Source organism: Solibacillus sp. iso_87 (genome assembly GCF_056173085.1).
The window spans coordinates 2,622,057-2,645,592 of record NZ_CM149656.1; the positions used below are offsets into that span (position 1 = coordinate 2,622,057).

Sequence of the window (23,536 nt, forward strand, 5' to 3'; positions counted from 1 at the left end):
GTGCATAAAATTTCGCCTTATACACTAGTATTTCTAATTTAAAACGAAACTATACGAAAGCAGTTCACGATATTTTGAAATAATTCATCATATTTCGCCCATACTACTATTGAAAGGAATTGATTATGATGCTTAGTGAAAAACAGCTTACTAAATTAAAACGACTGCTCATCGAACAAAAAAGAGAATTAATTGGTGATGTCAATACAAATGAAAATGAAATTATTGCACGTGCCAGTTTAAGGGATTCTACTGATGAACTCTCTACTATTGACAATCATCCCGCAGATTTGGCGACCGAATTATATGACCGTGAAAAAGATATGGCGTTAAAAGTGCATAGTGATGACTTATTGGGCCAAATCGAAGCAGCATTTGAACGGATGGATGACGGTACATATGGAGTTTGTGCAAAATGCCAAACAGAAATCCCATATGATCGGCTGCAAGCAATTCCGTATACGACATTTTGTATTGAGCATAGTGATGCAAAAACTCCTGCAACAGATCGTCCGGTTGAAGAACAACTGCTCCATCCGGCTGTTGACAACTCCTTTTCAAATCGGGAAAAGGATGATGAACTTCAAGATAACGAAGACTCCTTCCAAATCGTCGCACAGTATGGAAATTCCGATACACCAGCAGATTTTGAAGGGGACTTCGACCACTACAATGATTTATATAAAGACAAAGATGATGAAGATACGTATTCTGCACTGGAAATATTGCATGTCTCAAAAGAAGATTATCTTCAGGGGCAAATTTCCAAAGAGTACGCAGATGAAGCACGTAAATATGATTATTTAGAATGACCGCAATATAATCAAAAAGCCGAGAATTTCTGTGTTCTCGGCTTTTATCTTTATTTCGCGATTTTTAAAATAGGCTTAATCGTAGTCCCTTTTTTAGAGTCTTCAAAAGCTTCGTTAATTTGTTCAAATTCATAAAACTTAACGAGTCGATCAAACGGGAATTTACCATCTTTATAATAGTTGACTAACTCCGGAATAAATACTCGAGGTACCGAATCTCCCTCGATGACCCCCATCATTGTTTTCCCTTCCGCCATTATATCGTTATGGACATCAATTGCCATCTCAGGTGTTACACCTACAATGGCACAAGTACCTAATGGGCGTAATGCATTTAGGGATTGTTTCACAACGGGCGGCACACCAGTCGTTTCAACAGCATAGTTTGAACCGCCGTTGGTAATTTTTTTCACCTCGGCAACGACATCAACATTTCGTCCATTTAATACATGTGTTGCCCCGAGTTCTTTTGCAAATTCCAATCGGGAATCATGGACGTCCACGGCAATAATTTGTTTACAGCCTACAATTTTTGCTGCCATCAATGCAGACAAACCAACAGCACCGCATCCGTAAATGACAATTGTGGAACCAAATTGTGGTCGCAGGCGATTTAATACTGTCCCGGCACCTGTTTGAATCCCACATCCAAGAGGACCAAGCAACGCTAAGTCGACATCTTTATCTACTTTTACAACATTTCGCTCATGCGCAATTGCGTATGTTCCGAATGAAGACTGGCCGAAGAATGTTCCTAACTCGGTACTGTCTTTTGAAAGGCGTGTTGTGTAGTCATTTTGGACACCGCCAAAGTTGAGTGGATTAAACGTATCACAAACTGTCGGATGGCCAGTCAAACAGTTTGGACATGAACCACAATGTGCAAATGAAATGACAACATGGTCACCCTTTTCTAAACTTGTTACGCCTTCACCTACTTCTTCCACAATTCCTGATCCTTCATGACCAAGAACAGCTGGAAGTGGAGCAATTGCTAAATCACGTGCTACCGCATCCGTATGACAAACGCCAGTTGCTACAATTTTTATCAATACTTCATTTGCTTTTGGAGATGCAAGTTCCACTTCCTGCAGGACGAAATCTTTTCCTTGTGCTTCAGTTACAGCTGCTGTAATTTTCATTTCTTTGTGTCTCCTTATTTGTTAATTTATTCTCACCTACCTTACTATTCCCAATCATTTTGTAATTACACTTAATTATATAAAGTAGCTCATAAAATAAAAAGCTGTGTAAAAGCAATTGCACTTTTACACAGCCTTATTCATTTCATAATACTTAAAATAATTTTTACAGGTGGGTAGTCATTTGGTAAAGTTCATCTGCGGTAGTTGCAACATCTCTCGTTTCTTGACCGATGTTGCTAATGACACTTGTTAAGTTTGTTATATCCATTGCGACTTCTTTTATTTGCGCTTCATTCTGTTCGATTGCTTTTAAAATTTGCTGGAATTTCGTTTGAGTATTAATAGACACGTCCAGACCTGAATCTACCCTTGACTGGACAGCATCAATCATTTGAACAGCAGTGGACGTTAGCAACGTGGATGTCTTGATAAGGTTTGTTATGTTCTCTACTGAACTTTTTGATTGCTCTGCCAGTTTACGTACTTCCTGTGCGACAACCGCAAAGCCTTTTCCATGCTCCCCTGCTCTTGCTGCTTCAATTGAGGCGTTTAATGCCAGTAAATTTGTTTGGTCCGCAATATTTTTTACAAGCGCCACGATATTGATTATCTGTTCTGAAGAGACTTTTAAATTTCCGATTAATTGTCCCATTTCAATCGTGCTGTCTTTAATTTCAATCATTTCTTGCTCCAGCCTTGCAACTTCATTTTTCCCTGTCAATGCATCTGTATGAATATGTTGGACAATTGCGACATTGGATTTGATTGTATTGTTTATATGGGATGTATGATTGTTTACTTGTTCAATCGATTGGTTCGTTTCTTCTGTTAAATCAGCCAGATTTTGAATAATGGCCGATAATTTATCCTTTAATTCAAGTTTGACAACATTATATTGCTCTCTTCGAAGGTTTTGATTTTCCTTTTCGTATTCCTCCAATACAATCTGCATTTCCAGGTTAATAAGTTTTGACACATTTAATGTAATTTGTTCTCTAAGTGCAAGGTCCGTTATATCTTTACTAATAAGCACAATCATCGTTTCCTGCAATTTTTGAAATGTACCCATATACCATTTCGGGTCCAAACCAATTTTGAAATGCATACGGGCGAGTTTCCGTTTTGCTTCAATTGTCTCTTCATTAAAAACGCCATCAAACATAGAAATAATGTATGAATTCAATGTTTTCTTTAAGCGATCGATTTTTGTGCGTTCTTCAATTATTTTTTTTAGTGATGGTACAGCTAATACATTTTCATAAAATACATCCGTAATCTCTGATACACCGGCAGTAATTGCAGGTTGATACGATTTTATGTAACGTAAATTATTTTCGTCTATTCCAATCAATTTCATCTGCTGCTCTAATTCCGGCATGCTTGTAAATTGTATAATAGGCTTAAAGTAATTCATTTCTACCAATTTATTATCTTCATCTACCGATTTTTGCTTCCACCATATCACCATTATCGTCACCCTTACATTCCGTATAGTATTTGTACAACATTATGCGCTATTTTTTGTAAACATTAGTACTTTTTAATCTAATTACTATACAAACATTGTACATATTATATAAGCAATTGTATATACTATTAATTTTTTTATAGTATATTTGTACTTAATGGTTTACAGTAAAATTAAAACTTAGAAGTGAGGGGAAACTCATGTCCTGTAAAAACTGTGTCGTATCTGAATTACAGTTTGATATTTTATTAGAAGGCGAAAACAATATAGCTATGATGGATATGATTGTCGATCACTTTAACCGTCGGAATTTAACGATTACTAAAAAGGAACAGCTCGTAACGATACAAGAATCTGGTGTAAAGGAGTTTCTTGACTTTAGCAGAGATTATATGGAGTCCGAACAGATTTATTTTAGAATTGACGAGATGGCTTGGAAAACTATTGCTGAAATTGAAACAGTGATGGAAATGCAATGGATTGATGCTGTCATACATAGAAAAGCGATTGTCAGCTATTCACAGCCTATCGTAAATAACAATAAAGAAATTTATGCCTACGAAGTGCTGTCACGCTTTACCCGTGAAGATGGAACGCTTATATTCCCAAATGAAATTTTCACAGCAGCAAAAACACGGGGGCGCTTGTATGCATTGGACCGATTATGTCGTATGGCTGCCGTAAAATACGCTGCCGTGCTTAAGAAAAAAACATTTATCAATTTCATTCCTACATCGATTTATTCTCCTGAATATTGTCTGCAGTCAACGGTGAAGCTTGCTAAACTTCTGCAAATTGACCCGAGTCAATTTGTCTTTGAAGTCGTCGAATCAGAGCAGGTCGATGATATTGAGCATTTAAAGTCGATTTTGAATTACTATAACGAAAAGGGTTTTCAATATGCTTTGGATGATGTAGGAGAAGGGTATAACACTCTGGAAATGCTCACCGACATGAATCCGCATTATATGAAGCTTGATATGAAGTATGTACAAGGTGTAAAAAATGATCATGAAAAACAACATACCGCTAAACAGTTTTTAAAGAAAGCGATTGAAATTGGTGCTACACCACTTGCTGAAGGAATTGAAACTGAGGAAGACTTTGAGTGGCTAAAACAAATCGGCTATGAGCTTTTCCAAGGCTATTTATTTGGTAAACCGAGCGTTGAACCACAGCGTTCTATTGGATAAGAAAAAGCTATGTGCAAAGTGGTTTCCCACTACTGCACATAGTCTTTTTTCATTCATTATTCTTTTGGCTTTAAATCTTCAATCGAATCAATGTCCATATATGCTGGTACAACGAAACCATTTTGTGTACCTTTCAAATTTTCACCTAAGTCGACGATATCATCTTTATGTTTTTCGTAGAATGACTGATGAGTTGTAGGTAACCACGGTGCTACAGTAGCATCCCCTTCACCTGTTGCAATTGCCTGGAACATAATTGCCGGGTCTACAGGGATTACTTCTACTTCATAGCCTAAATTCTCCAACACTAGTTTAACAACGCTGCTAGAAGCAATTTCCGAATCCCATGGTACTGAAACAAGTTTCACTTTTTCACCATTGCCTTGTGCAATATCTTGTGTCCACTCATTTACTTTATCTTCATTCTTTTCTACCCAATCGGCTGCAGCAGTTTCAAAATCTGCATTTTGTGCATCATACATGACTTTTTCCATATCTTCCGTTTCCCAGTGGAATCGGTCAAGCACTGTGTAGACATCCGGCAAATCCTTTTCAAGGTCTTTTCTTACAACAGTATTTATATTTTCCGCTCCTCCTAAAACTCCTTTAGGATCTTCAAGAAATTTTAAGTCATAAGCAGAAAACATCCAATGAGGTGTCCAGCCAGTAACAATCACAGGTTCTTCATTGCGAATCGCTTGGTCCAACGTCCCGATCATGCCGGCTGTTGAGCTTTCCTGTAATGTCCAGCCTTCTAGATTCTCATATTGTTCCAATGTATCATGTGACAAACCTGTTATCCCCGCACCAGGCTCTATCCCAATGATTTTATAATCTACTTCTTCACCTATACTTGCAGTTTCATTGTTTGAATTATCACTCCTGCCTGTATCATCCCCGCATGCTGCTAATAACAATGCGGCAGACATCCCTAAAGTTAAACCTAACGTTTTAAATCGAATCAAAATATTTCATCCCCTATCTTCAAAATTTATCTACTCCCAAAAGCGACAACCCCATTTTAACTACAAGTTGTTACTTTTGTCAAACTGTAGGTACAAATAAATAAAACCCGGTAAAGTCCGTCGTTCTTACCCGTGTCTGGAATTCCAAAACACAAAAAACCTGCAGACAGAAGAAATGAATTCTTCGCCTACAGGCATTTTTATAATTATTTTGCTTTTAAACCATACTTGCCAAAACCGTCTGTACCGTCTCCAATATACTTAATAGCGCTGTTTTCATCTAAAACATCCACTGCTTTTTTGGAAGATTCAAATACAACGTTTACGCTATCCGGAATCGGAGCGAATTTCCAGTTACCATCTGCTGTCGGATCGATTGTTTTTTCGGCTAAAATATAGTCGATAATTGCTTGGCGGTTTTCATCAGGATAAATTTCAACCGCTGTTGCATTACGAACACCCGGGAATGTACCGTTTGCACGATAGTTATTTGTCGCTACAATAAATTCCTGTGCCGCATCAATTGGCTTTCCGTTATATTGGAGATTGAAAATACGTGATGCTTGTTCGTTTACTACATTTCCGTTTTCATCGTATTTTGCCGGCTTTGTTACATCAATTTCATACGTCACACCGTCAATAACATCATAATTGTATGAACGGTATTCTTCATTAATTAATTGCTGCTCATCTGCTTTTGTTACATCAATTTGGTTGAATTGGCCAGCAGACATTTCCAGCCATTCTTTCACATCCGCACCTGTTACTTTCAACATAGCAAGTGTATTATCATATAAATATAAATCTGCTACATTTTTAATTGCAAGCTCGCCTTTTGGTACAAATGTATAGTATTCAGGATCACTTCTTGTACCTGCTTTGAATGGTGCACCCGCTGATAGGACAGGAAGGTTTTCATACGCTGTACCTTTCAACTTTTCTTTCACATAAATTGATTGTGCATCCGTTACAATTTGGATAGAAGGATCATCCTGCACTTGCGAGAAGTAACTGTGGATGTTAGCTGTTGTTGTACCTACTGCCTGACGCACATACTTAATTGTTCCTTCATGTGCTTCTTTTACACTTTCTACAACTTCAGTGCTGACAGTGTCATTATCTTTTGCGATTTCACGCACCGCGCCAGTACCTGTTGTAACATCCCAATCGTCGTCTTTTTTCTCTAGCTCTAGATCAATGACCCCTAAATGACTACCGAATTTTCCAGCCATAACAATCGGCTTGCCGTTCATTGTTCCTTTTTCAATATCCACATTTGTTATAGAGCTATCCACTTTACCAGGGAACACTCCATGGGCATGACCAGTAATGATTGCATCCACATCTTCAATTGTAGATAGTAAATACGATACATCCTCTTCCCCTTTTTCATGTGTAGCATCCCCCATACCAGAGTGTGAAAGTACTACGACAACATCCGCTCCTGCTTCTTTCATTTGCGGAACGACTGTTTTAACAGCCTCTACTGAATCATCAACTGTTACTTTTCCTTCTAAATTTGCTTTGTCCCACTTCAAAATTTGAGGTGGGACAATACCTGTTACCCCAATATTAATTTTCGTTTTTTCACCGTTTGAATCAACCACATCTTTTTCAATCATAACATATGGCTTATACATTAATTCCTTTGTCGCCGCATTGCGCACATTGGCATTAACATAAGGGAATGGAGCATCATCCGTTACTTCATCGATAAATTCCAAACCGTAGTTGAACTCGTGGTTACCGTATGTCGCTACATCATAATCAAGAGCGATCATTGCAGCAATCGATGGGTGAACTTCGCCGTCTTTTAATTTCGTTACTGACTGAATATATGAGCCAAGTGGTGTTCCTTGTATTGCATCTCCATTGTCAAACAGCACTGTATTTGGATTTTCCTCACGTGCCTTTTCGATTAGTAGCGCAGTTTTTGCCAAACCTAAACTGTTCGTTGGCGTATCTTTGTAATAGTCATAATTCACAATATTTGTGTGAATATCTGTCGTGCCTAAAATACGTAAAGAAACCGTCGTATTTGCTTTCACCGGGCTATATTCTTCCAAAAAGCGCTGAAGAATTTTTTGCATCTGTGCTTTTGTTACAAAATCGTTCGGACGAATCGTGCCGTCATTAAAACCTGTCAGTAATCCTGTTGCTACCGCTTTGGCCATTTCCTGGCGATTGCCTTGTCCAATTTTGTTTGCATCTTTAAACTGATCCAATACCTTTTCAGAATATGTTTCCTCATCTTGTAATCCTCTTGCCGCAATAAGGAAAGCATGTGTGCGCGTTAGTTTTTCATTTGGTGCAAATTTAGTTGGAGTTTTACCTTTAATTAGCTTTAATTCTACCGCTTTTTCAATATACGGTTTAAGTGAATCAGGTACATCCTGGAATTTTACAGTCTCCCCAGTGCCGACCTCTACACCCAATGCATCAATTACGGCCTTCACAAATTCTCCACGTGTCATATCTTCATTCGTAGATGTTGGTGCCGCTGAAACTGCTGACATGCCACTTGCTAAAAGTGTTAGCGTTAAGGCTGAAGCAGATAGTTTTTTCAACATTTCTTTCACTCCCATATTCTGTAGTGTATAACAGAACTATCATACTAAATTGCCAGAATAGTAGAAAAGAGTATATTGGTACAGGCTTCTTCTATATAAATAGTATTTTTATGACAATTTTTAACTTAGAGTATATTTACAGTTTCTTTTATATTATTACTATGACTAATAGCAGAAATAACTGCTACTCCATTTACTCCCGTTTGTCTCACAATGAAACTATTTTCAGTGGAGATTCCCCCAATTGCTACAATCGGGAATTTAGGAAACTGAGATTTGGCATCTTCCAATAACGTCAGCCCTACTGGTGCTCTCGCATCATCTTTTGTGGAAGTTTCATAAATTGGACCAATCCCCGCATAATCTGCCCCATTTGCCATGGCCAATTCCAGTTGTTCCATTGTATGAACCGATACTCCGACGATTTTATTTTTCGCAAAAGATCTAAATTTTTCTACCTCGGTGTCTTCCTGTCCTACATGAATTCCATCTGCATCTAATGTTAATGCAAGTTCGACATCATCATTGATAATGAATGGTATTTTATATATTTGGCACAGCTTTTGGCATTGACGGGCAAATTTAATATACTCATCCCCTTTTAAAGCATTTTTCCCTTTTTCCCTCAGCTGGAACATAGTAATTCCTGCCTGTAGCGCTTCTTCTAAAACAAGCAGCGGGTCGCGTTTACAATTGATTGTTCCCATAACAAAGTATTTATTTAAATCAAAAGACATGGACATTACACACCCCCCGCTGTTCATGATAGGCGAAATGATTTGTCGGGCCAAACCCGTGACCAATATTAAGCGGATGACGAATTGCCAGCTGCACATATTTTTTTGCTTCTATAATGGCTGCCTCTGTCGATCTTCCTTTTGCCATCTCCGCCGTGATTGCTGCCGAAAATGTACATCCTGTTCCATGGGTGTGCTTCGTATCCACTCTCTCGGTTTTCATTTTAAATGGTTGCTCCCCGCGAATGAAAACCGTATCTGTCGCATGCTTACTGTTTAAGTGACCACCCTTAATGACAACACATTCCAGCCCTAGACTTAATAGATGCTGCGCCGCTAAATTGATATCTTTCTCAGTTTGAATTGTATACCCAGTCAGGATTTCCGCTTCCGGAATGTTCGGTGTACAAACAGTTGCAAGCGGCAATAACTTTTCCTTAAGGGCTGTTGTAGCCTCCTGCTCTAGTAAACTGGCACCACCTTTTGCAATCATGACTGGATCAACGATTAGCGGAATTTCTGTGTCTTTTAGTAAGGCGACAATAGCTTCGATAATTTCTGCACTAAACAGCATCCCTGTTTTAATCGCCTTTATCTCAAAATCTTGAAGTACCGCTTTTAACTGAGCTTGCACGAAATCGGCCGTTGTCGGAAAAATCCCATGCACTCCTTCCGTATTTTGTGCGGTTAGTGCGGTAATGACAGATGTGCCAAATACACGTAGTTCCTGAAACGTTTTTAAGTCTGCTTGGATGCCTGCACCGCCACCGCTATCCGAGCCTGCAATTGTACATGTAATCATTGTCGTCCCTCCGCTAAATTTTCTAGTTCATTCAAGAAATTTTTATGGAAAGTTCCTATAGCTGCCACAGAATTGGCACTTGCCTGTTTATATTCATTGAGCAGAATTTGTAAATCATTAAACGGTTCTTTACTGTTTGCCAGCACCGCAGCACAAAGGGCACTTAGTAGGCAGCCGCTCCCCGTCATTTTTGTCACTTTTTCATGACCACCCGTTACGAATTCAACTCTTTCCCCATCCGTAATAACATCTTGTTCTCCTGTTACGATTACAATAGATCGATAGTTATTAGCAAGCTGTTTGGCAGTCGCTGCAACATCTATATCCCCCTTGCCGCTATCAACACCTTTGGAAGTCCAATCCGCTCCCGCAAGAGCCGCAAGTTCTCCCATATTGCAGCGGATTACATCAATCTTTAGAAGATCGAGCAGTTGTCGTGCTATCTCAACTCGAAACTTCGTTGCCCCTACCCCTACTGGATCCAGAACAACCGGAGTACGATGCTTATTTGCGCTCAGTCCAGCTTGCTTCATCGATGCTACTGTCCGTTCATTCAAAGTACCCATATTTAAAAGTAATGCATTTGACTGAGCAGCCATTTCTCCCACTTCTTCTATCGCATCCGCCATGACTGGTGAAGCACCCACCGCAAGCAAACCATTCGCTGTAAAATTTGCGACGACATAATTTGTAATGCAATGTACTAACGGCTGATTTTTATTAATTGCTTGCAGGCTCATTGATATACACCCCTTGTTCCCAGCTTTGCTTCGTCCAAGGCATCTCCCAGAACATCCATTCGTAATAACAGCTTTTCTTAAAATGTTCCTGCAATACTTTTAGCTTTGCCGGTTGTTCTTTCGCATATCGATCCAGCATCGATTTTTGTATTTCAATATTTTGAAGCATCTCCTCGGACGCATATAGTGCAATCCACTGTTCATAAAGGGGGACATTGGGGCATGCATCTTTTAACCTTTGCCCTATTTCCTGATACAGCCATGGGCAAGGTAAAATTGCCGCAAATGCTTCTGCTACATCTCCGTTATGCACTGCATTGTACATATGGCTTACATAGTTATAGGCTGCTGGAGCCGGTTCGAATTGTTCCAAATCCTCCGCTGTCACACCTAATTCTTTAAACGTTGTCCGGTGTAATTCCAGCTCTGCGTCATGAATAAATTTTGCTGTTTGCAGAAAATATTGTACATCATCATCTGTTGTAGCTTTTGCAGCTGCAAGAGCAAGGACTTTCGTATAATGTTTTAAATAATATGCATCCTGCAGCATATAAAACTTAAACTTCTCCAGCGGTAAACTCCCATCTGCAATCCCTTGTACAAAAGGATGATAGAAGCTAGCCTCCCAATAAAAATCCGTTTCTTTCCTTACCTTTTCACAAAATCCCATTGTTACTCCTCCTTTTTGTTGGCGGAAGCACAAAAAAGACGCCTCAATATAGAGAGACGTCCCCAAAAAGTGTAAGTACCACTTTTCTTTGCTCCCTACGTCCGTATTAACGGCCAGGTTCCAAGGGTCAGGTTTTAACCTTCTCAACACTACTGTGTCCCCCCGCAAATCAAATGCTTGTATATTTGCAAAAGAAAGACTCCACGTTAAGGATACGCGGAGCCAAAGTAAGTACATATGTATAGCGTGTACTTTGCTCCCTACGTCCGTATTAACGGCCAGGTTCTAAGGGTCAGGTTTTAACCTTCTCAACACTGCTGTGTCCCCCCGCAAATGCATTTAATTATCCAGAGTGTAACAAATTAATTCAAACCGGGCAAGTGAATTCAAAAATTACGAAATTACTCCTACGCCCGCAGAAAGCGTCCCGGAATGTAAATCAATTTTTAGCGCTCAGAAAAAAATAGCATTTTTGTTTTTCACAATTGCTATTAGCTATTGTAAATGGGCTACTGCCGATTTTTTACCAGTCAGTTCATGATAAGCCTGTGTATATTCTTCAGCCAATTTAACAACATATTGCTGTGTTGAACTAATCTCTTTAATTGCACCAATTCCTTGCCCGCTTCCCCAAATATCTTTCCAGGCTTTTGCCGTATTATCGTTGAAGTTCATTGCAGAAGGATCACTTTCTTTTAGATTATTCGGATCCATCCCCGCATTCATGATAGAACCTTTCAAATAATTTCCATGGATTCCTGTAAATAAATTGCTGTAAACAATATCTTCTGCGGTACTATCCACAATCATCTGTTTATATTCTTGACGAGCAAAGGCTTCTTCAGTCGCGATAAACGGTGAACCAATATAACCGAAATCAGCTCCCATCGCCTGTGCAGCCAATAGTGAATGGCCTCGTGCGATTGATCCTGATAAAGCTAATGGACCGTCAAACCATTCACGGATTTCCTGTACAAGCGCAAATGGACTCTGCTGACCGGCATGGCCTCCTGCACCTGCTGCTACTGCAATGATACCGTCCGCACCTTTTTGAATCGCTTTTTTGGCAAAGTAATTGTTGATAACATCATGAAAAACTATGCCTCCATAACTATGTGCTGCCTCAAAAACTTCTTCGCGTGCCCCAAGTGAGGTAATAATAATCGGGACTTTATATTTCACACAAAGCTCCATATCCTGTTCCAGCCGGTCATTTGTTTTATGGACAATCTGGTTAATTGCAAATGGCGCTGCCCGCCGATCCGGATTTTTGGCATTATAGCTTGCCAACTCCTCTGTAATTTCAGCTAACCATTCATCCAACTGTCTTGCCGGCCTTGCGTTCAGCGCTGGCATCGACCCTACAATTCCTGCCTTACATTGTGCAATGACCAATTTTGGATTGCTAATAATAAACAACGGTGCCCCTATTACTGGGATACGTAAATTTTGTAAAATTTCCGGAACATTCCCCATCAATAATCCCCCTTTTATTCAACTACTACTAATACTTCATCAGTATCAACCAAATCTCCTTCTTAAATGGATAACAATCAAAAAAGTCAGATGAATTGTTTTCCATTTCATCTGACCGTCAATTTTGCTTTTTCTATTTCTTCACCACATTAAAATTAGCCCCGATGAGCTGCCAGTTTTGCGGGAATGGCAATCCTAATTTCCAATAACCAACACCGCGCAAATTCAAGCGCTTTACTAAATCAAACTTCGCCTGAATGGAACGTGCGTCCTCAAACCAGACAATATGTGAACGGCCTTGCTCATCATAGTAATTAAAGTACGGGGCCTGTGCAGTATAGTCAAATTGGATAGCCGCATTATAACGTTTTGCCACTTCAATTGCACGTTGAGGGCTTATTGCTTCTGCATAATCTCCTCCTTGTACAAAGGGTAATGTCCAATCGTAGCCATACAAATTTTGTCCCAGTAAAATTTTACTCGCAGGAACTTCTGTTAAAGCATATTGTACTACTTGCTCGACTTGCGGCAGCGGAGAAACGGCCATTGGAGGACCAGCAGAATATCCCCATTCGTATGTCATCAGCATAACAAAATCCACTATTTCGCCATGAGCTTTATAGTCATGCCCCATAAACCATTCACCCGGCTGATCGGCTCTCGTTTTTGGTGCCAATGCAGTAGAAACTGTATACCCTTCTGCATGCAAACGCTCTACAGCTCTTCGAAGGAAATTATTGTAGGCTTCTCTCTGATCGCCCGATATACGTTCAAAATCAAAGTGGATATCCGAAATATTTCCGATACGTTTTGCTTCTGCAATGATATTGTCCAGCAGCAAGTTCTGGACAGCGACACTTTGGAAAATATCACGTGCAAGCTCAGCGCTAAACTGATAATCTTCGAGATTAGTAATCGCCATTGCTATACTTGTATTATTTTGTTCAGCGATCTCTGGTAATGGGTTTATTGTCGGTGCTTTTAATGAACCATCCCGCCTCGCTTCATAACTGAATACAGCTAAGTAAGTTAAATATGGACTCGCCTCACGAACTTGATCCAGCAGCATTTCGTTTATTTCATCACCCCTTGGTTCTACATATGCCAAAATTTCTGCTGACCTTTTGGATGGTTCCGGTATATACAATGATGTTCCGATCATTAGCAATGCATCCGGATTTAAGCCATTTGCTTGAGCGAGCGTTAAATAATTCACCTGAAAACGTTGACCAATTGACCATAAACTATCGCCTGGCTGTACAATATAATATTGACCTTTCAGTGGAACGACCAATGCTTGCCCGACAACTAACCGAGCCGGCTCTGGAATTTGGTTGGCTTCCACTATACTTTGCACTGTTGTTCCATAAGCTTGTGCAATTGCCCACAATGATTCTCCCGGTTGTACAACATGAATTTGAATTGTCCGTCCTCCTTTTCCTATGTACTAATTTATGAACTATATCCCGTGTTAATGCGGAAAGATAGGTTAGAAATACATAAGTAATAACAAGAAACAATTTTTAAGTGATTTCATTTATTCATATGCGCAACCAGGTTAACTGTTTCATACTATAGTTGTGAGGTGAAAAAATGCCAAGAGTAAAATACCGGGATTCCGATGTCGATTTAATGGCTCGAATGATGCGGGCCGAAGCGGAAGGCGAAGGAAAACAAGGGATGTTGTACGTAGGTAATGTAATTGTGAACCGAGCTATTGCCACATGCCTGGATTTTAATGATGTAAGAACAATCGAGCAGGTTATTTTCCAAGTACAGGGCAATAACTATTCTTTTGAGGCAGTACAAAAAGGAAACATGTTTTATCAAAGGGCCAGAGAGACTGAAAGAAGACTAGCAAGACAGACGCTGGACTATTGGCGAGACCATCCAGCGAAGTATGCACTTTGGTATTTCAACCCATATGGTCCTTGTCCTCCAACATGGTACGATCAACCATTTACAGGTCAATTTAAACAGCATTGCTTTTATGAACCGATAGGTGGTACATGTGACAGTGTTTATCAGGGCTAACTGTATTTACTGCCCAAATATATAAAATAGCCTTGCACAAATTATGTGACAAGGCTTTTATCATTACTTTATCAGCTATTTTTTATTTGACTGCTGGTTTTTATCATGGTTTGTTTTATTGTTTTTATTTTTTAATTTCGAATCGAATTCTTCCGCAAATTCCGCTGTATTATCTTCCGGATTCCGGTTATGACTTGTTGTATTTCGGTGCAGTTCTTTATAAGTAGAAAAAGGATTATGTGTTCGCGTATTCATCGTTTCTTTGCTGTTTTTACTCATTTCATCACCTCCTACTGACTTAATGTGCTCAGGTTAGGATGTTTTATGCTTTTTGAGGCTGACTCGATTTTTGTAATGAAAAATTGCTGGAAAGCCATATTAAGAAGGAATCAAAATTGAAAGGAGCATAAAAATGGGCAGAGACGATAGTAAGAGTAAAGGAACGAATAAACAATCATTACCGCAAACACCAAAAAACATGAAAATTGCACCTAACAAAGTAAGGGAAGAAATTGCAAACGAGCTAACGGAACTCCATCAGCAAGCTCAAAATGGAAAAGGAAAACGCAAAATGGATTGATATAAAAATGGCCTTCATCACAGTATGTACTGTAATGAAGGCCTGATTTACTTCAAGACAAAGGTTAGAACTGTCTCGCCTTCGCATTAATTCTCAAAATCTGGTTATGCAGAGTTACCTCTGTTTCCCCTTTGATTTGAGATTTTTGATGCTTGTCGCTCGCCCAGTTTTGGTGGATCTTCTTAGATTTTGGATCTGTGAAACCCTTCTTATCCATTCGTTCCGCCTCCCTATGTTTAAAAGTGAATCAATTGTAGTATGGCTGTACTAGCTGCAATTATTCCCTATAAAGATAAAAATTGATGTCGGTACCTTTCCCCTTTCCTAACAATTTCGAATTTCTTCCGCGTATGGAATCATTGCATACACCAATACTAAAAGTGTGAATCAGTCAATTTTCTTTGGAAAGGATGAGGAACAATGGCTAAAAAAAGTTCAGGTACACCTAGCTGGAAACAAAATCACCCGATTACTTTATTATCCAACTCCGTTGAACGAACAGAACGTGCAGTAAAGCAGGCAATGTCCCACCCGGAAGAGTTTGCCGTTGAACATGCATTCAATTCAATGGAGCGTACCGAAAATGCGCTTGCCAATGCATTGCAAAGACAGGAGCATTTGGATATTGTCGAGCAAAATATATCCAAACTAGATGTGCTAAAGCAAAGCATCCTGGAAATTGATGAAAGCTTGAAGGATTCATAAAAGTTCCCCCGTTACATCTATGGACGTAACGGGGGACTTTCTTTACATATAGAGTGCACTTAAAAAAATCCCTAAAGCTTCTTCATAAATTTCACCAAATTGGCTAATTGGCAATGGGTTCGTTCCTAGTCCCAGTTCGACTGTAAAACCAGGACGGCGCCAATCTTGAATAAACCAGTCTTTGTAACCCGCATAGCTTTCAATTGTCTGTACCGGCTCATATCCGCTTACCCTCGCAAATTCATTGACAAGCTGTTCTGTTTCAGGAGGTTCCAATCCCATGAATCCCCAATAAATAACCTGCCCTTGTGTATGGAAAGCTAACACGCGCGCAAAATCCCGTTCAACAGTCAGTTCGGCCATTGCGATGGATTCCGGTTCGGATAGCGGACTTTCCCCACCATAGTCCCGCGGCCCAGGTGTTTTCGGGTTTCTTTCTCTTTCCCGTTCCCATTCAGCAGGGAACTGGTCGTTCAGATCAACCCCATTAATATTCGCTTTCCAACCAGAGAAATCTGTACTGCCGCTATTCCATTCAATAAGCCTTGTGCGGATAGTTTCATCTTCCGGAGGTCCGTTCAGCACTAAATCCACTCCGTCCGGATTTACCATAGGTACAATATTTAAATTCGTCTGATTATACAATGGCAATGTATAAAGCCCTCGTATTACACCATTGTTCGTAAGTGACAGTAGATAATCATTAAGAAACGTCATGACAACCGATGTCGTAATCCACTCATTGGCATGAAAAGAAGCATTAAAATGAACACGTTTCTGCCCGTTCCCAATCGTGAGACCCGGAATTTCTTTCTCTAATACGGAATTGCCAATCGGATCATTAACTATAAACGGATAGATTGCCTGCAATGACCGAATATCCTGCACCATCTTCCTGTAATCATAATCCTGTTCACCGTTCACAACTCTCCATGTTACACGAACAGGCAACAGCAGCCGTAGACCGACTTGAAGTATATATGGACTGAGTACCGGATTGAGCAGAAAAAGCGCATCCATCTGCATATTGATTCTTTGTGCTATCGACCAAATCGTATCTCCACGTTGAACCGTATATGGACTTGTCACATAACCGGGAATCTGAACAGGTTGGTTGGGCATCAGTGCCTGTGCATTCAAATTCCGGTTTGAGTCAAGTATCAGCTGAAAAGGAACATTGAAAACTTGGCTATAATACCAAAAGGAATCACCCGGTCTTACGAAAATCTCCACAAAGCTCCTCCCTCAATAAAATCATCAATAGGAAAGTATATGAATGCGGTGGGTGATTATTAACCGGATATAAGAAACTCACTGTTTGTTTCAAAATACGGTACTAGGTAGCCACTTCCGGGGAAGGTCCTGGATATTGATTATATCGTTCTTTTTCCAATGGCCTTCCCTTTAAATCGTCAGCACCATCGAAGTGTAGACCTCTCCCTAATATATGATAGGTTTCTTGTTCTGAGCAGAGTATGGAAATTACTAAGGAAAAATTAAAACACCTGATTCCTAATAAGGCAATCAAGTGCTTATGGTTAATCCTATAACATACTCCTGACGATTTCGTGTGAAATATAAACCGAGCAATATATAGGTTGGTTTTTATATTGTTTATTATAACCAATCCCATATGTCAGCTAACTATCATGAGATTCAATAAAAAAAGGAAAAGAAAAAAGTCGACTAAGTATGAGCGCCTGATTAAGGTTTAGTGAATTATTTTGAGAACAGTTCTACTAAAAATGTGCAGAAATTTTCATATTTATATATTCCATCCTCATCATCTTGCTCCCGCTGGGGATTTCAGACAAATATTTTAGTTATCTAATGTATAATTTTCTCATAAAAAAAGCACTTGTTACCTAATAGACAACCAAGTGCTTTTGCTTTATTTGTTTTCTTGTGCGTTACCTATAGAAAAGTACGAAAAAATCTGTATTAATCCTCATTAAACATTTGCTCATCCACTTCTTCCAGATACCTTTCAGTATCTAAATGAGATTCTATAAGATTATCTAAAAACTCTATGCTAACCTCTCTTTTCTCCTCAAACATATGAACTTTAGCATTCGCCGCTAATAATAAACTTACTATTTTTTTCATTTCCAACAATTCATCAATTTCAAATAAATTATACGATAAAATGAAATCATTATTATTAAGTAATTCTTTTATTTCAGATATACTCTTGTTAGTATTTTTTCTTAAAATAGAAATGTACTTGACCTCATCAGCATCTTTTTCTATTTTTATATTTATTTTAGCCATTTAATGCCTCCTCCATGGATTAAAAATCATCAATAGATTTAATAGGTTTACCTGGCAGACTATTTTTCCAATTACCACCATGCCAACCTTTGAAATGTTCGTTTGGTGTAGCCGGATATATAATTTCCCCTTTATTAGCTAAGTGCGGATATTGTGAAGCACTATAAGAATGGTGCCCTTGTACTGTTTCTCCATCTACTTTAGGTTTTTTACCATTCAATATATCATTTAATTGTTCTTTATTCCATTCTCTTGTTGGAGTTTCGTTACTTAGTATTCTTTGACGTTCTTGATACCAGAAATCGTTTACACCAGCAGCCCTATGTTTAGCAAATTTTTTATTCCATATATATTGTTCATACTCAGCTTTTGTAATAGTCCTGTTCTCTATTTTCACTCTCAGTTCTTTCATCTTTTTAGCACTTAATTGTTTTTGCTGAATAGGATATGGGTTTAAATCCAATCCCTTAGTTCTATCTGAAATTATTTGCTCTGCTGTTCTTGGCTGGCTGGTTTTCTTATTACCCTTCCCAACAACCTCATCTACATCACTTTTCTTAACAACCTCATCCACATTACTATCTACAATCTTATCAATCGCTTTCGGGATTTTCAAAGCTTTTCCTACCGGGATGAAGGATGCTGCGGCAATTCCTTTATCAAGTAATGATGCATCTTTATCGGCCAGCGTATTTACATCGTCTAATATTAAGAAATCCAACAACCCTTTTCCGACTTTTACTGTGCCGCTTCCGACGTCTCCGAGGAAATTAAGAAAACCATTCCCTTCTTCTTTCACATCATCTACTGTTGAGGCTGTATCGGAAAGTTCTTTCGCGATTTCTTTTTCTTTTTGCTTCATAAATGACACAAAATTTGTTTCAGCCATTGCACCGCTCATACCAAAAGTACTTAAAGGCTGCTGACTATTTTGATAAAGACCAGGGAGTGTGTACGGATTTGCTTCTCCGATGCCTCCCGGATTAAATAATGGATTCATATTAATCACTTGATCCCGCGATTGCGTACGATTGGCCAGTGCAATCGTTAACGGATGCTGCCTAGCGAATGATTGCCACTGTTCGGCCGGGAAGTTCACATCCGTTACCCCTTCTGTCATCATCGATTCTATGTTGGCGATCCACGTTTTCATAAGCATCAGGTCTGTTTGAATTGTCGTTAATGCACCTGTTTGGGACACGTCGAATTCAATCAGTTTTTCAACAGTTTGATCACGATGCCGTTTCGCGTCCTGTACACTTAGTTGAACTTCACTATCATTCAATTTTGGCAAGTTCACGATATCTGACACTTGATCCATGATATTATTGGTTTCGTCTGTCAGCTCTTCCGTCACTTGTTTCACACGATTTAAGCCTTGCTCAATTTCGCCTTCCAATGCTGCTTGACGAATAAATCCTGATGAATCCGGTTCGAGCGATGAAAGTGCTGATTTCATCTCTTGGAGAACATTTGTGAAGCTATTTTTAAAGGTGCTGAAAAATGTGAGAAAAGGCAAATGGCAATTCTCGTAGTATGCACGTAATGCTTCTCCGCCTTGACCTTTTAGCGATTCTTCTAATTGCGTAAGACCTTGAACCGCACTTGCAATTTGTTTCATTTCACTTTCCAGTCGGGTTAACCGATTAACATTTCTTCCGAGTCCCTGCTGAAACTCATTTACATCCAATACCTTCAATTTATCACCATCTTTTATTCGTTACGTTTGAATTGACCTCCGTTAATTACCTTACTCCGACACTCATTTCCACATAAGTTGCTCCGGAATGACTGCGTTTGTATTCTACAAAATAAGGGCTGCTCTGCGAGAAATTATGTTGTTGTATGTACTCCGCCAGCTCCCAAAACTTCACTTGAGATTGTTCATCAAATTGATCGGTAATCCGTGTCATCAGCATGCCATCAATTGAAAAATAGCTTCTGAAATTAACATCTTCTTCTGAACTTATTTGCGAAATATCACTCTCTTCAATCGGCCGGAAAATTTCAGCAGTCATAACGGATGCGGTCGGGTCACTGATAATAGAAAAAAACATGACATCGGCCATCTCGTATCCATGACTCGTTAAAATTTGGTCAAAATCTTGGAAAGCCAGATCGATTTCTTCCGGCACAAAGTTATAATATTTTGAAGCTACATTTCTGTATGCAATTTGATGGTTTTCTATAATCATTGCACTTCGCTCCATTCTTTCAATGGGACATACAAATCAATAATATATTCTCCGTAAATATTTAACAGTACACAGATATATGAATCCTCTACTGAAAGATTTTCTGCTGCTGCATACGCTTTTACTTTCTCATAAGCAGTGCTGAAATCAGATTCTTCCTGTGCCTGGCGCAATAACAGAGATTGCTTCAATTGATATTGATTCAAATAGGCGAAATCCGTAATCCCTTCTTCAAATTCGATTTCCGTATTAATCGGCATATAATAAGTAAACAAACCTTCCCCATCTTCCTCTTCTTCAAACGAGAAAAACACCGGCCCATTTTTATACACTTCATGATTTAATGGGAAATCTTCTAAAATCTTAATTCCTTCTAGCCAATTTTCTTTTTTTTCCCTTACTTGTAACGTAATTAAATGATCGAAATGAAATCCGCGAATCTCCATTTTATTCAATCCCCCTAACTTTGTTTTACTTTTCTATTATTTTTGGCTGCTCTTTCCGTATATAGATAGCCCCTAATATCATAATTAAAGGTTTTGAAACGAATTTTGCAATAAAGAATAACGAGTTGCTCGGGCAAAACGAAAATCAGTGTATAAAATATTCCAAATGGCAAAAAGACTAACGTGAGTGTATTAGTTAAATCCGATGTTCCCATTTTCATAACAGCCTGAATTAAGAATACGAGACCGATACTGCCTATAATAGCAAGCGGTACATATGAAGTCGTTTCAAATTTCCCGCGTAATTCTTCACTTTTAGAACCTGCCCTATAATGACCTTTTTGAAGAAGTATATAAAATCGAATAAACGTTGCGATAAACAATAAAACTGCGATGGAAAGGCTAATCCATGTTAACCTTACCAAGGATTCAACTGTGGCAGTATCTTCTTCTCCGAGAAGAAATAGCGGAGATAGGAAGAAAAACACAGTGAAATTGTGTGTAACAATTATCGAGAAGAAATATTGCAGCTTTTCCAACCTTTTAAAGACGGCAGGGATGGCAAATATAATTGAAATACCTATTAATATTGCTGTAAACCACATATGAATCGTCATAATGCTTTCAAAGTTCGGATAGATTGTGTATTTACCAGCAACATAATAAGTAAGATAAAATAGCAATGCCTGCAGAAAAATACCTAATATGAACACAGCAGCTAATGAATTAGGGCTTTGTCTACCAGATTCCAGCGGTCCTTTCAATACAGCAAAATCTTGTTCTGATAGTTTTTTAACCATGCGGTGAACCCTCCTATTTTTTAGTGGAACCAACCTTTAATTTTATCCATTGGAGATTCCCCTGTTTTTTTATCTTTTTTGTTTAGCAATGAGTTGATAGCGATACCCGCAGCGACACCGATTGCAGTCCCGACTCCCGGAATAGGAACAGCGGCTGTGAATATTGCAACACTTGCAGCTTGCACCGCACCGCCCACCGCTGTATCGATTGCCGTATCCACTGTGGCACGGGTGTGGGCTTGGGCACCTGTTAGCCCGTCATCTTTCGCATTATGGTAATTGCTGTAGTAGTTCAGACCCGCCGATACAGGGCCAAGAGCTTTTGTAAATCCTTTTGCAGCCCCATTGGTAAAAATCCCTTTTACATCTACAGCATCTTTGAATGATTTACCCGCACCTGCTACAGTAGCTTTACCAACCGTTTTAGCTTTTTCGGTAATGGTCGCTTGATCATTCCAGTATTTTAGCGATGAATGCTCTTTTAAGGCCGCTTCCCCAACTTTGGACCAGCCTGATTGTCCCTTTTTTTGAGTAGCAAACTTTAAAGTCGCCCGATTATTTGCCTGCTGCTGGTAATGTTTCGGTTTCCATGCTCTATTCCCTTTTGGCAATTTATAATTAAACTCGCGCATTGCTTTTGCATCCGGTGTTACACGTAAATAATGGAGGGCACGTTCACTGGCAAGCATACGGTATACATTTCGCCCTGTTCTCGCATCACGCACCAACTCCATTTTCAGTCCGCCGTTTTTCCCTGCCATGAACATGCCAAAGCTTTCAACTGCGCCATTGACCGCGGTATTAAATTTCTTTACATTCCCTACATCTTCTTTATGTCCCATAACTGTTTCGTCTGCAGATGTGACATCGCCCGTTTTTTCCTCTACAGGCTCGTCTGTCACTTCCTCGACCGGATTTGTTCGGCTTGTTAAATTTGTTAAAAGTGCTGTCGTTGAAGCATACTGCGCCCAATATTCAGCAGCGAAAGTTACATCGGTCAACCCTTCTATAATCATTGTTTCAAGATCTTTAATCCAAGTACTCATCGCCGCCAGATCGCTTTCCACTCCTGCGAGCACGGCTGTTTGGCTATTGTCAAACATCATTAAACTATCAATTGTTGTATCCCGGTGGTTTTTGGCAGCCTGGATTTCGTTTTGTACTGCAGAATCATTGAGCTTCGGCAATGCAACTATATCTGCCACATTGTCCATAATCCCATTCGCTTCAGTTGTTAGGCCCTCTGCAGTTTCTTTCGCATTATTCAAACCTTGTTCAACCTCTGTTTCAAGAAATGATTGTTTAATATAGCCGCTTTGATCCGGCTCAAGGCTGGTTAACGCGGCTTCTGTTTGCTGAAGAACTTCTTGAAAATTGTTTTTAAATAGGTAAAAAAATTGCAAAAAGGGCATGTGGCAATCTCGATAAAATGTACGTATTGCATTACCACCTTGCCCTTTTAAAGACTCCTCCAGCTGAATAAGTCCCTGTATCGATGTCTCAATTGTTTTCATTTCGGTTTCAAGTCTAGTCAGCATGGTGATACTGCGCGCAAGACCGCTATGAAAGTTTTCTGCATCCAATATTTTCATTATTCCATCAGCCTCCCATGACTAGAAGCGGCACCGTTAATAGTTGTTGAAATACGCTGATCCTGCTCTTTTAAATATTGAACAGAATTTTCCGTTGTTTGAATATTATTTTGCAGCACAGCCTGGTAGCTTGTTAAAATCTGTTCCAATTGCAGTGACAGTTCGTTTAATTTTGTAACAACATCCAACGTATTTCCTTCAATCGGTGGTTCTGCTGTAGGCTTCATTGTTGACGCAGCGTTTTCCATTACCCCCAACTGTTCCTCAACATCCGCATATACAACTTTCACTTCATTTGACATATACCTTCTCTCCTTTCCGTTTGTTCGCTTCAT

General features: G+C 39.3%; 25 protein-coding genes and 2 riboswitches. Of the genes, 5 read left to right on the forward strand and 20 right to left on the reverse strand.

What is annotated here, in order from left to right; all coding sequences use genetic code 11:
* Positions 1 to 125 precede the first annotated feature (125 nt).
* Positions 126 to 812: a TraR/DksA C4-type zinc finger protein gene (locus AC0VXV_RS13310; protein ID WP_475528660.1), complete on the forward strand. Its 687-nt coding sequence runs from the start codon at positions 126 to 128 to the stop codon at positions 810 to 812.
* Positions 813 to 862: 50 nt separating this feature from the next.
* Here AC0VXV_RS13310 and AC0VXV_RS13315 read toward each other — a convergent pair whose 3' ends face one another.
* Entirely contained in the window at positions 863 to 1,954 is a 1,092-nt protein-coding gene (locus AC0VXV_RS13315; RefSeq protein ID WP_475528662.1) for an NAD(P)-dependent alcohol dehydrogenase, read from the reverse strand.
* A gap of 166 nt (positions 1,955 to 2,120) precedes the next feature.
* Positions 2,121 to 3,425 (reverse strand): protoglobin domain-containing protein, encoded by a 1,305-nt coding sequence (locus tag AC0VXV_RS13320; protein WP_475528663.1) that lies wholly within the window; start codon positions 3,423 to 3,425, stop codon positions 2,121 to 2,123.
* Between the two features lie 200 nt (positions 3,426 to 3,625).
* On the opposite strand from AC0VXV_RS13320, the gene AC0VXV_RS13325 reads away from it, so the two are divergent.
* Positions 3,626 to 4,618, forward strand: coding sequence for an EAL domain-containing protein (locus AC0VXV_RS13325; RefSeq protein WP_475528664.1), 993 nt, complete (start codon positions 3,626 to 3,628; stop codon positions 4,616 to 4,618).
* Positions 4,619 to 4,674: 56 nt separating this feature from the next.
* Here AC0VXV_RS13325 and AC0VXV_RS13330 read toward each other — a convergent pair whose 3' ends face one another.
* The 8 genes from AC0VXV_RS13330 to AC0VXV_RS13365 all read right to left on the reverse strand — a co-directional run bounded on the left by AC0VXV_RS13330 (position 4,675) and on the right by AC0VXV_RS13365 (position 13,968).
* Positions 4,675 to 5,583 carry a glycine betaine ABC transporter substrate-binding protein gene (locus AC0VXV_RS13330; RefSeq protein ID WP_475528665.1) on the reverse strand — a complete coding sequence of 303 codons (909 nt, stop codon included), beginning with the start codon at positions 5,581 to 5,583 and terminating at the stop codon, positions 4,675 to 4,677.
* 206 nt (positions 5,584 to 5,789) lie between these two features.
* The gene (locus tag AC0VXV_RS13335; protein WP_475528666.1) at positions 5,790 to 8,153 is read right to left on the reverse strand and encodes a bifunctional 2',3'-cyclic-nucleotide 2'-phosphodiesterase/3'-nucleotidase; all 2,364 of its coding nucleotides are present in this window, start codon (positions 8,151 to 8,153) and stop codon (positions 5,790 to 5,792) included.
* A gap of 125 nt (positions 8,154 to 8,278) precedes the next feature.
* Positions 8,279 to 8,896, reverse strand: coding sequence for a thiamine phosphate synthase (thiE, locus tag AC0VXV_RS13340; RefSeq protein ID WP_475528667.1), 618 nt, complete (start codon positions 8,894 to 8,896; stop codon positions 8,279 to 8,281).
* Positions 8,880 to 9,692, reverse strand: coding sequence for a bifunctional hydroxymethylpyrimidine kinase/phosphomethylpyrimidine kinase (gene thiD / locus AC0VXV_RS13345; protein WP_475528668.1), 813 nt, complete (start codon positions 9,690 to 9,692; stop codon positions 8,880 to 8,882). The genes thiE and thiD overlap by 17 nt, the downstream gene beginning before the upstream one ends.
* On the reverse strand, positions 9,689 to 10,432 hold the full coding sequence (gene thiM, locus AC0VXV_RS13350; protein ID WP_475528669.1) for a hydroxyethylthiazole kinase: 744 nt from the start codon (positions 10,430 to 10,432) through the stop codon (positions 9,689 to 9,691). The genes thiD and thiM overlap by 4 nt, the downstream gene beginning before the upstream one ends.
* Positions 10,413 to 11,102: a thiaminase II gene (gene tenA / locus AC0VXV_RS13355; protein ID WP_475528670.1), complete on the reverse strand. Its 690-nt coding sequence runs from the start codon at positions 11,100 to 11,102 to the stop codon at positions 10,413 to 10,415. The genes thiM and tenA overlap by 20 nt, the downstream gene beginning before the upstream one ends.
* A 75-nt stretch (positions 11,103 to 11,177) precedes the next feature.
* A riboswitch (TPP riboswitch) is annotated at positions 11,178 to 11,276 on the reverse strand.
* A 66-nt stretch (positions 11,277 to 11,342) separates the two neighbouring features.
* Positions 11,343 to 11,441: riboswitch (TPP riboswitch) on the reverse strand.
* Between the two features lie 156 nt (positions 11,442 to 11,597).
* Entirely contained in the window at positions 11,598 to 12,578 is a 981-nt protein-coding gene (locus AC0VXV_RS13360; protein ID WP_475528671.1) for an NAD(P)H-dependent flavin oxidoreductase, read from the reverse strand.
* A gap of 133 nt (positions 12,579 to 12,711) precedes the next feature.
* Entirely contained in the window at positions 12,712 to 13,968 is a 1,257-nt protein-coding gene (locus AC0VXV_RS13365) for a LysM peptidoglycan-binding domain-containing protein (protein WP_475528672.1), read from the reverse strand.
* A 203-nt stretch (positions 13,969 to 14,171) separates the two neighbouring features.
* Between AC0VXV_RS13365 and AC0VXV_RS13370 the strand changes: the two genes are divergently transcribed.
* Complete coding sequence (locus AC0VXV_RS13370) at positions 14,172 to 14,612, forward strand: cell wall hydrolase (RefSeq protein ID WP_475528674.1); 441 nt, start codon at positions 14,172 to 14,174, stop codon at positions 14,610 to 14,612.
* Between the two features lie 75 nt (positions 14,613 to 14,687).
* Here the strand turns inward: AC0VXV_RS13370 and AC0VXV_RS13375 are convergent, their stop codons facing one another.
* Positions 14,688 to 14,891 (reverse strand): hypothetical protein, encoded by a 204-nt coding sequence (locus tag AC0VXV_RS13375; RefSeq protein WP_008405113.1) that lies wholly within the window; start codon positions 14,889 to 14,891, stop codon positions 14,688 to 14,690.
* A gap of 133 nt (positions 14,892 to 15,024) precedes the next feature.
* Between AC0VXV_RS13375 and AC0VXV_RS13380 the strand changes: the two genes are divergently transcribed.
* Positions 15,025 to 15,192, forward strand: coding sequence for a hypothetical protein (locus tag AC0VXV_RS13380; protein ID WP_475528675.1), 168 nt, complete (start codon positions 15,025 to 15,027; stop codon positions 15,190 to 15,192).
* A gap of 64 nt (positions 15,193 to 15,256) precedes the next feature.
* Here the strand turns inward: AC0VXV_RS13380 and AC0VXV_RS13385 are convergent, their stop codons facing one another.
* Positions 15,257 to 15,409, reverse strand: a complete 153-nt coding sequence (locus tag AC0VXV_RS13385; RefSeq protein ID WP_008405111.1) for a YpzG family protein — start codon at positions 15,407 to 15,409, stop codon at positions 15,257 to 15,259.
* A 203-nt stretch (positions 15,410 to 15,612) separates the two neighbouring features.
* Here AC0VXV_RS13385 and AC0VXV_RS13390 point away from each other — a divergent pair, with 203 nt between their 5' ends.
* Positions 15,613 to 15,897 carry a hypothetical protein gene (locus tag AC0VXV_RS13390; RefSeq protein WP_475528676.1) on the forward strand — a complete coding sequence of 95 codons (285 nt, stop codon included), beginning with the start codon at positions 15,613 to 15,615 and terminating at the stop codon, positions 15,895 to 15,897.
* A 42-nt stretch (positions 15,898 to 15,939) separates the two neighbouring features.
* Here the strand turns inward: AC0VXV_RS13390 and AC0VXV_RS13395 are convergent, their stop codons facing one another.
* The 8 genes from AC0VXV_RS13395 to AC0VXV_RS13430 form a co-directional block, all read right to left on the reverse strand.
* The gene (locus tag AC0VXV_RS13395) at positions 15,940 to 17,130 is read right to left on the reverse strand and encodes a M14 family metallopeptidase (protein WP_475528677.1); all 1,191 of its coding nucleotides are present in this window, start codon (positions 17,128 to 17,130) and stop codon (positions 15,940 to 15,942) included.
* Between the two features lie 708 nt (positions 17,131 to 17,838).
* Positions 17,839 to 18,168 carry a hypothetical protein gene (locus AC0VXV_RS13400; protein WP_475528679.1) on the reverse strand — a complete coding sequence of 110 codons (330 nt, stop codon included), beginning with the start codon at positions 18,166 to 18,168 and terminating at the stop codon, positions 17,839 to 17,841.
* Positions 18,169 to 18,187: 19 nt separating this feature from the next.
* Positions 18,188 to 19,867, reverse strand: coding sequence for a T7SS effector LXG polymorphic toxin (locus AC0VXV_RS13405; RefSeq protein WP_475528681.1), 1,680 nt, complete (start codon positions 19,865 to 19,867; stop codon positions 18,188 to 18,190).
* Between the two features lie 46 nt (positions 19,868 to 19,913).
* Positions 19,914 to 20,363 (reverse strand): DUF5085 family protein, encoded by a 450-nt coding sequence (locus AC0VXV_RS13410; RefSeq protein WP_475528682.1) that lies wholly within the window; start codon positions 20,361 to 20,363, stop codon positions 19,914 to 19,916.
* Entirely contained in the window at positions 20,360 to 20,809 is a 450-nt protein-coding gene (locus AC0VXV_RS13415; protein ID WP_475528683.1) for a biotin carboxylase, read from the reverse strand. The genes AC0VXV_RS13410 and AC0VXV_RS13415 overlap by 4 nt, the downstream gene beginning before the upstream one ends.
* Before the next feature lie 14 nt (positions 20,810 to 20,823).
* Positions 20,824 to 21,609 carry an ABC transporter ATPase gene (locus AC0VXV_RS13420; protein ID WP_475528684.1) on the reverse strand — a complete coding sequence of 262 codons (786 nt, stop codon included), beginning with the start codon at positions 21,607 to 21,609 and terminating at the stop codon, positions 20,824 to 20,826.
* A gap of 20 nt (positions 21,610 to 21,629) precedes the next feature.
* Entirely contained in the window at positions 21,630 to 23,201 is a 1,572-nt protein-coding gene (locus AC0VXV_RS13425) for a ribonuclease YeeF family protein (RefSeq protein WP_475528685.1), read from the reverse strand.
* On the reverse strand, positions 23,201 to 23,503 hold the full coding sequence (locus tag AC0VXV_RS13430) for a YwqI/YxiC family protein (protein ID WP_475528686.1): 303 nt from the start codon (positions 23,501 to 23,503) through the stop codon (positions 23,201 to 23,203). The genes AC0VXV_RS13425 and AC0VXV_RS13430 overlap by 1 nt, the downstream gene beginning before the upstream one ends.
* Positions 23,504 to 23,536: the final 33 nt, after the last annotated feature.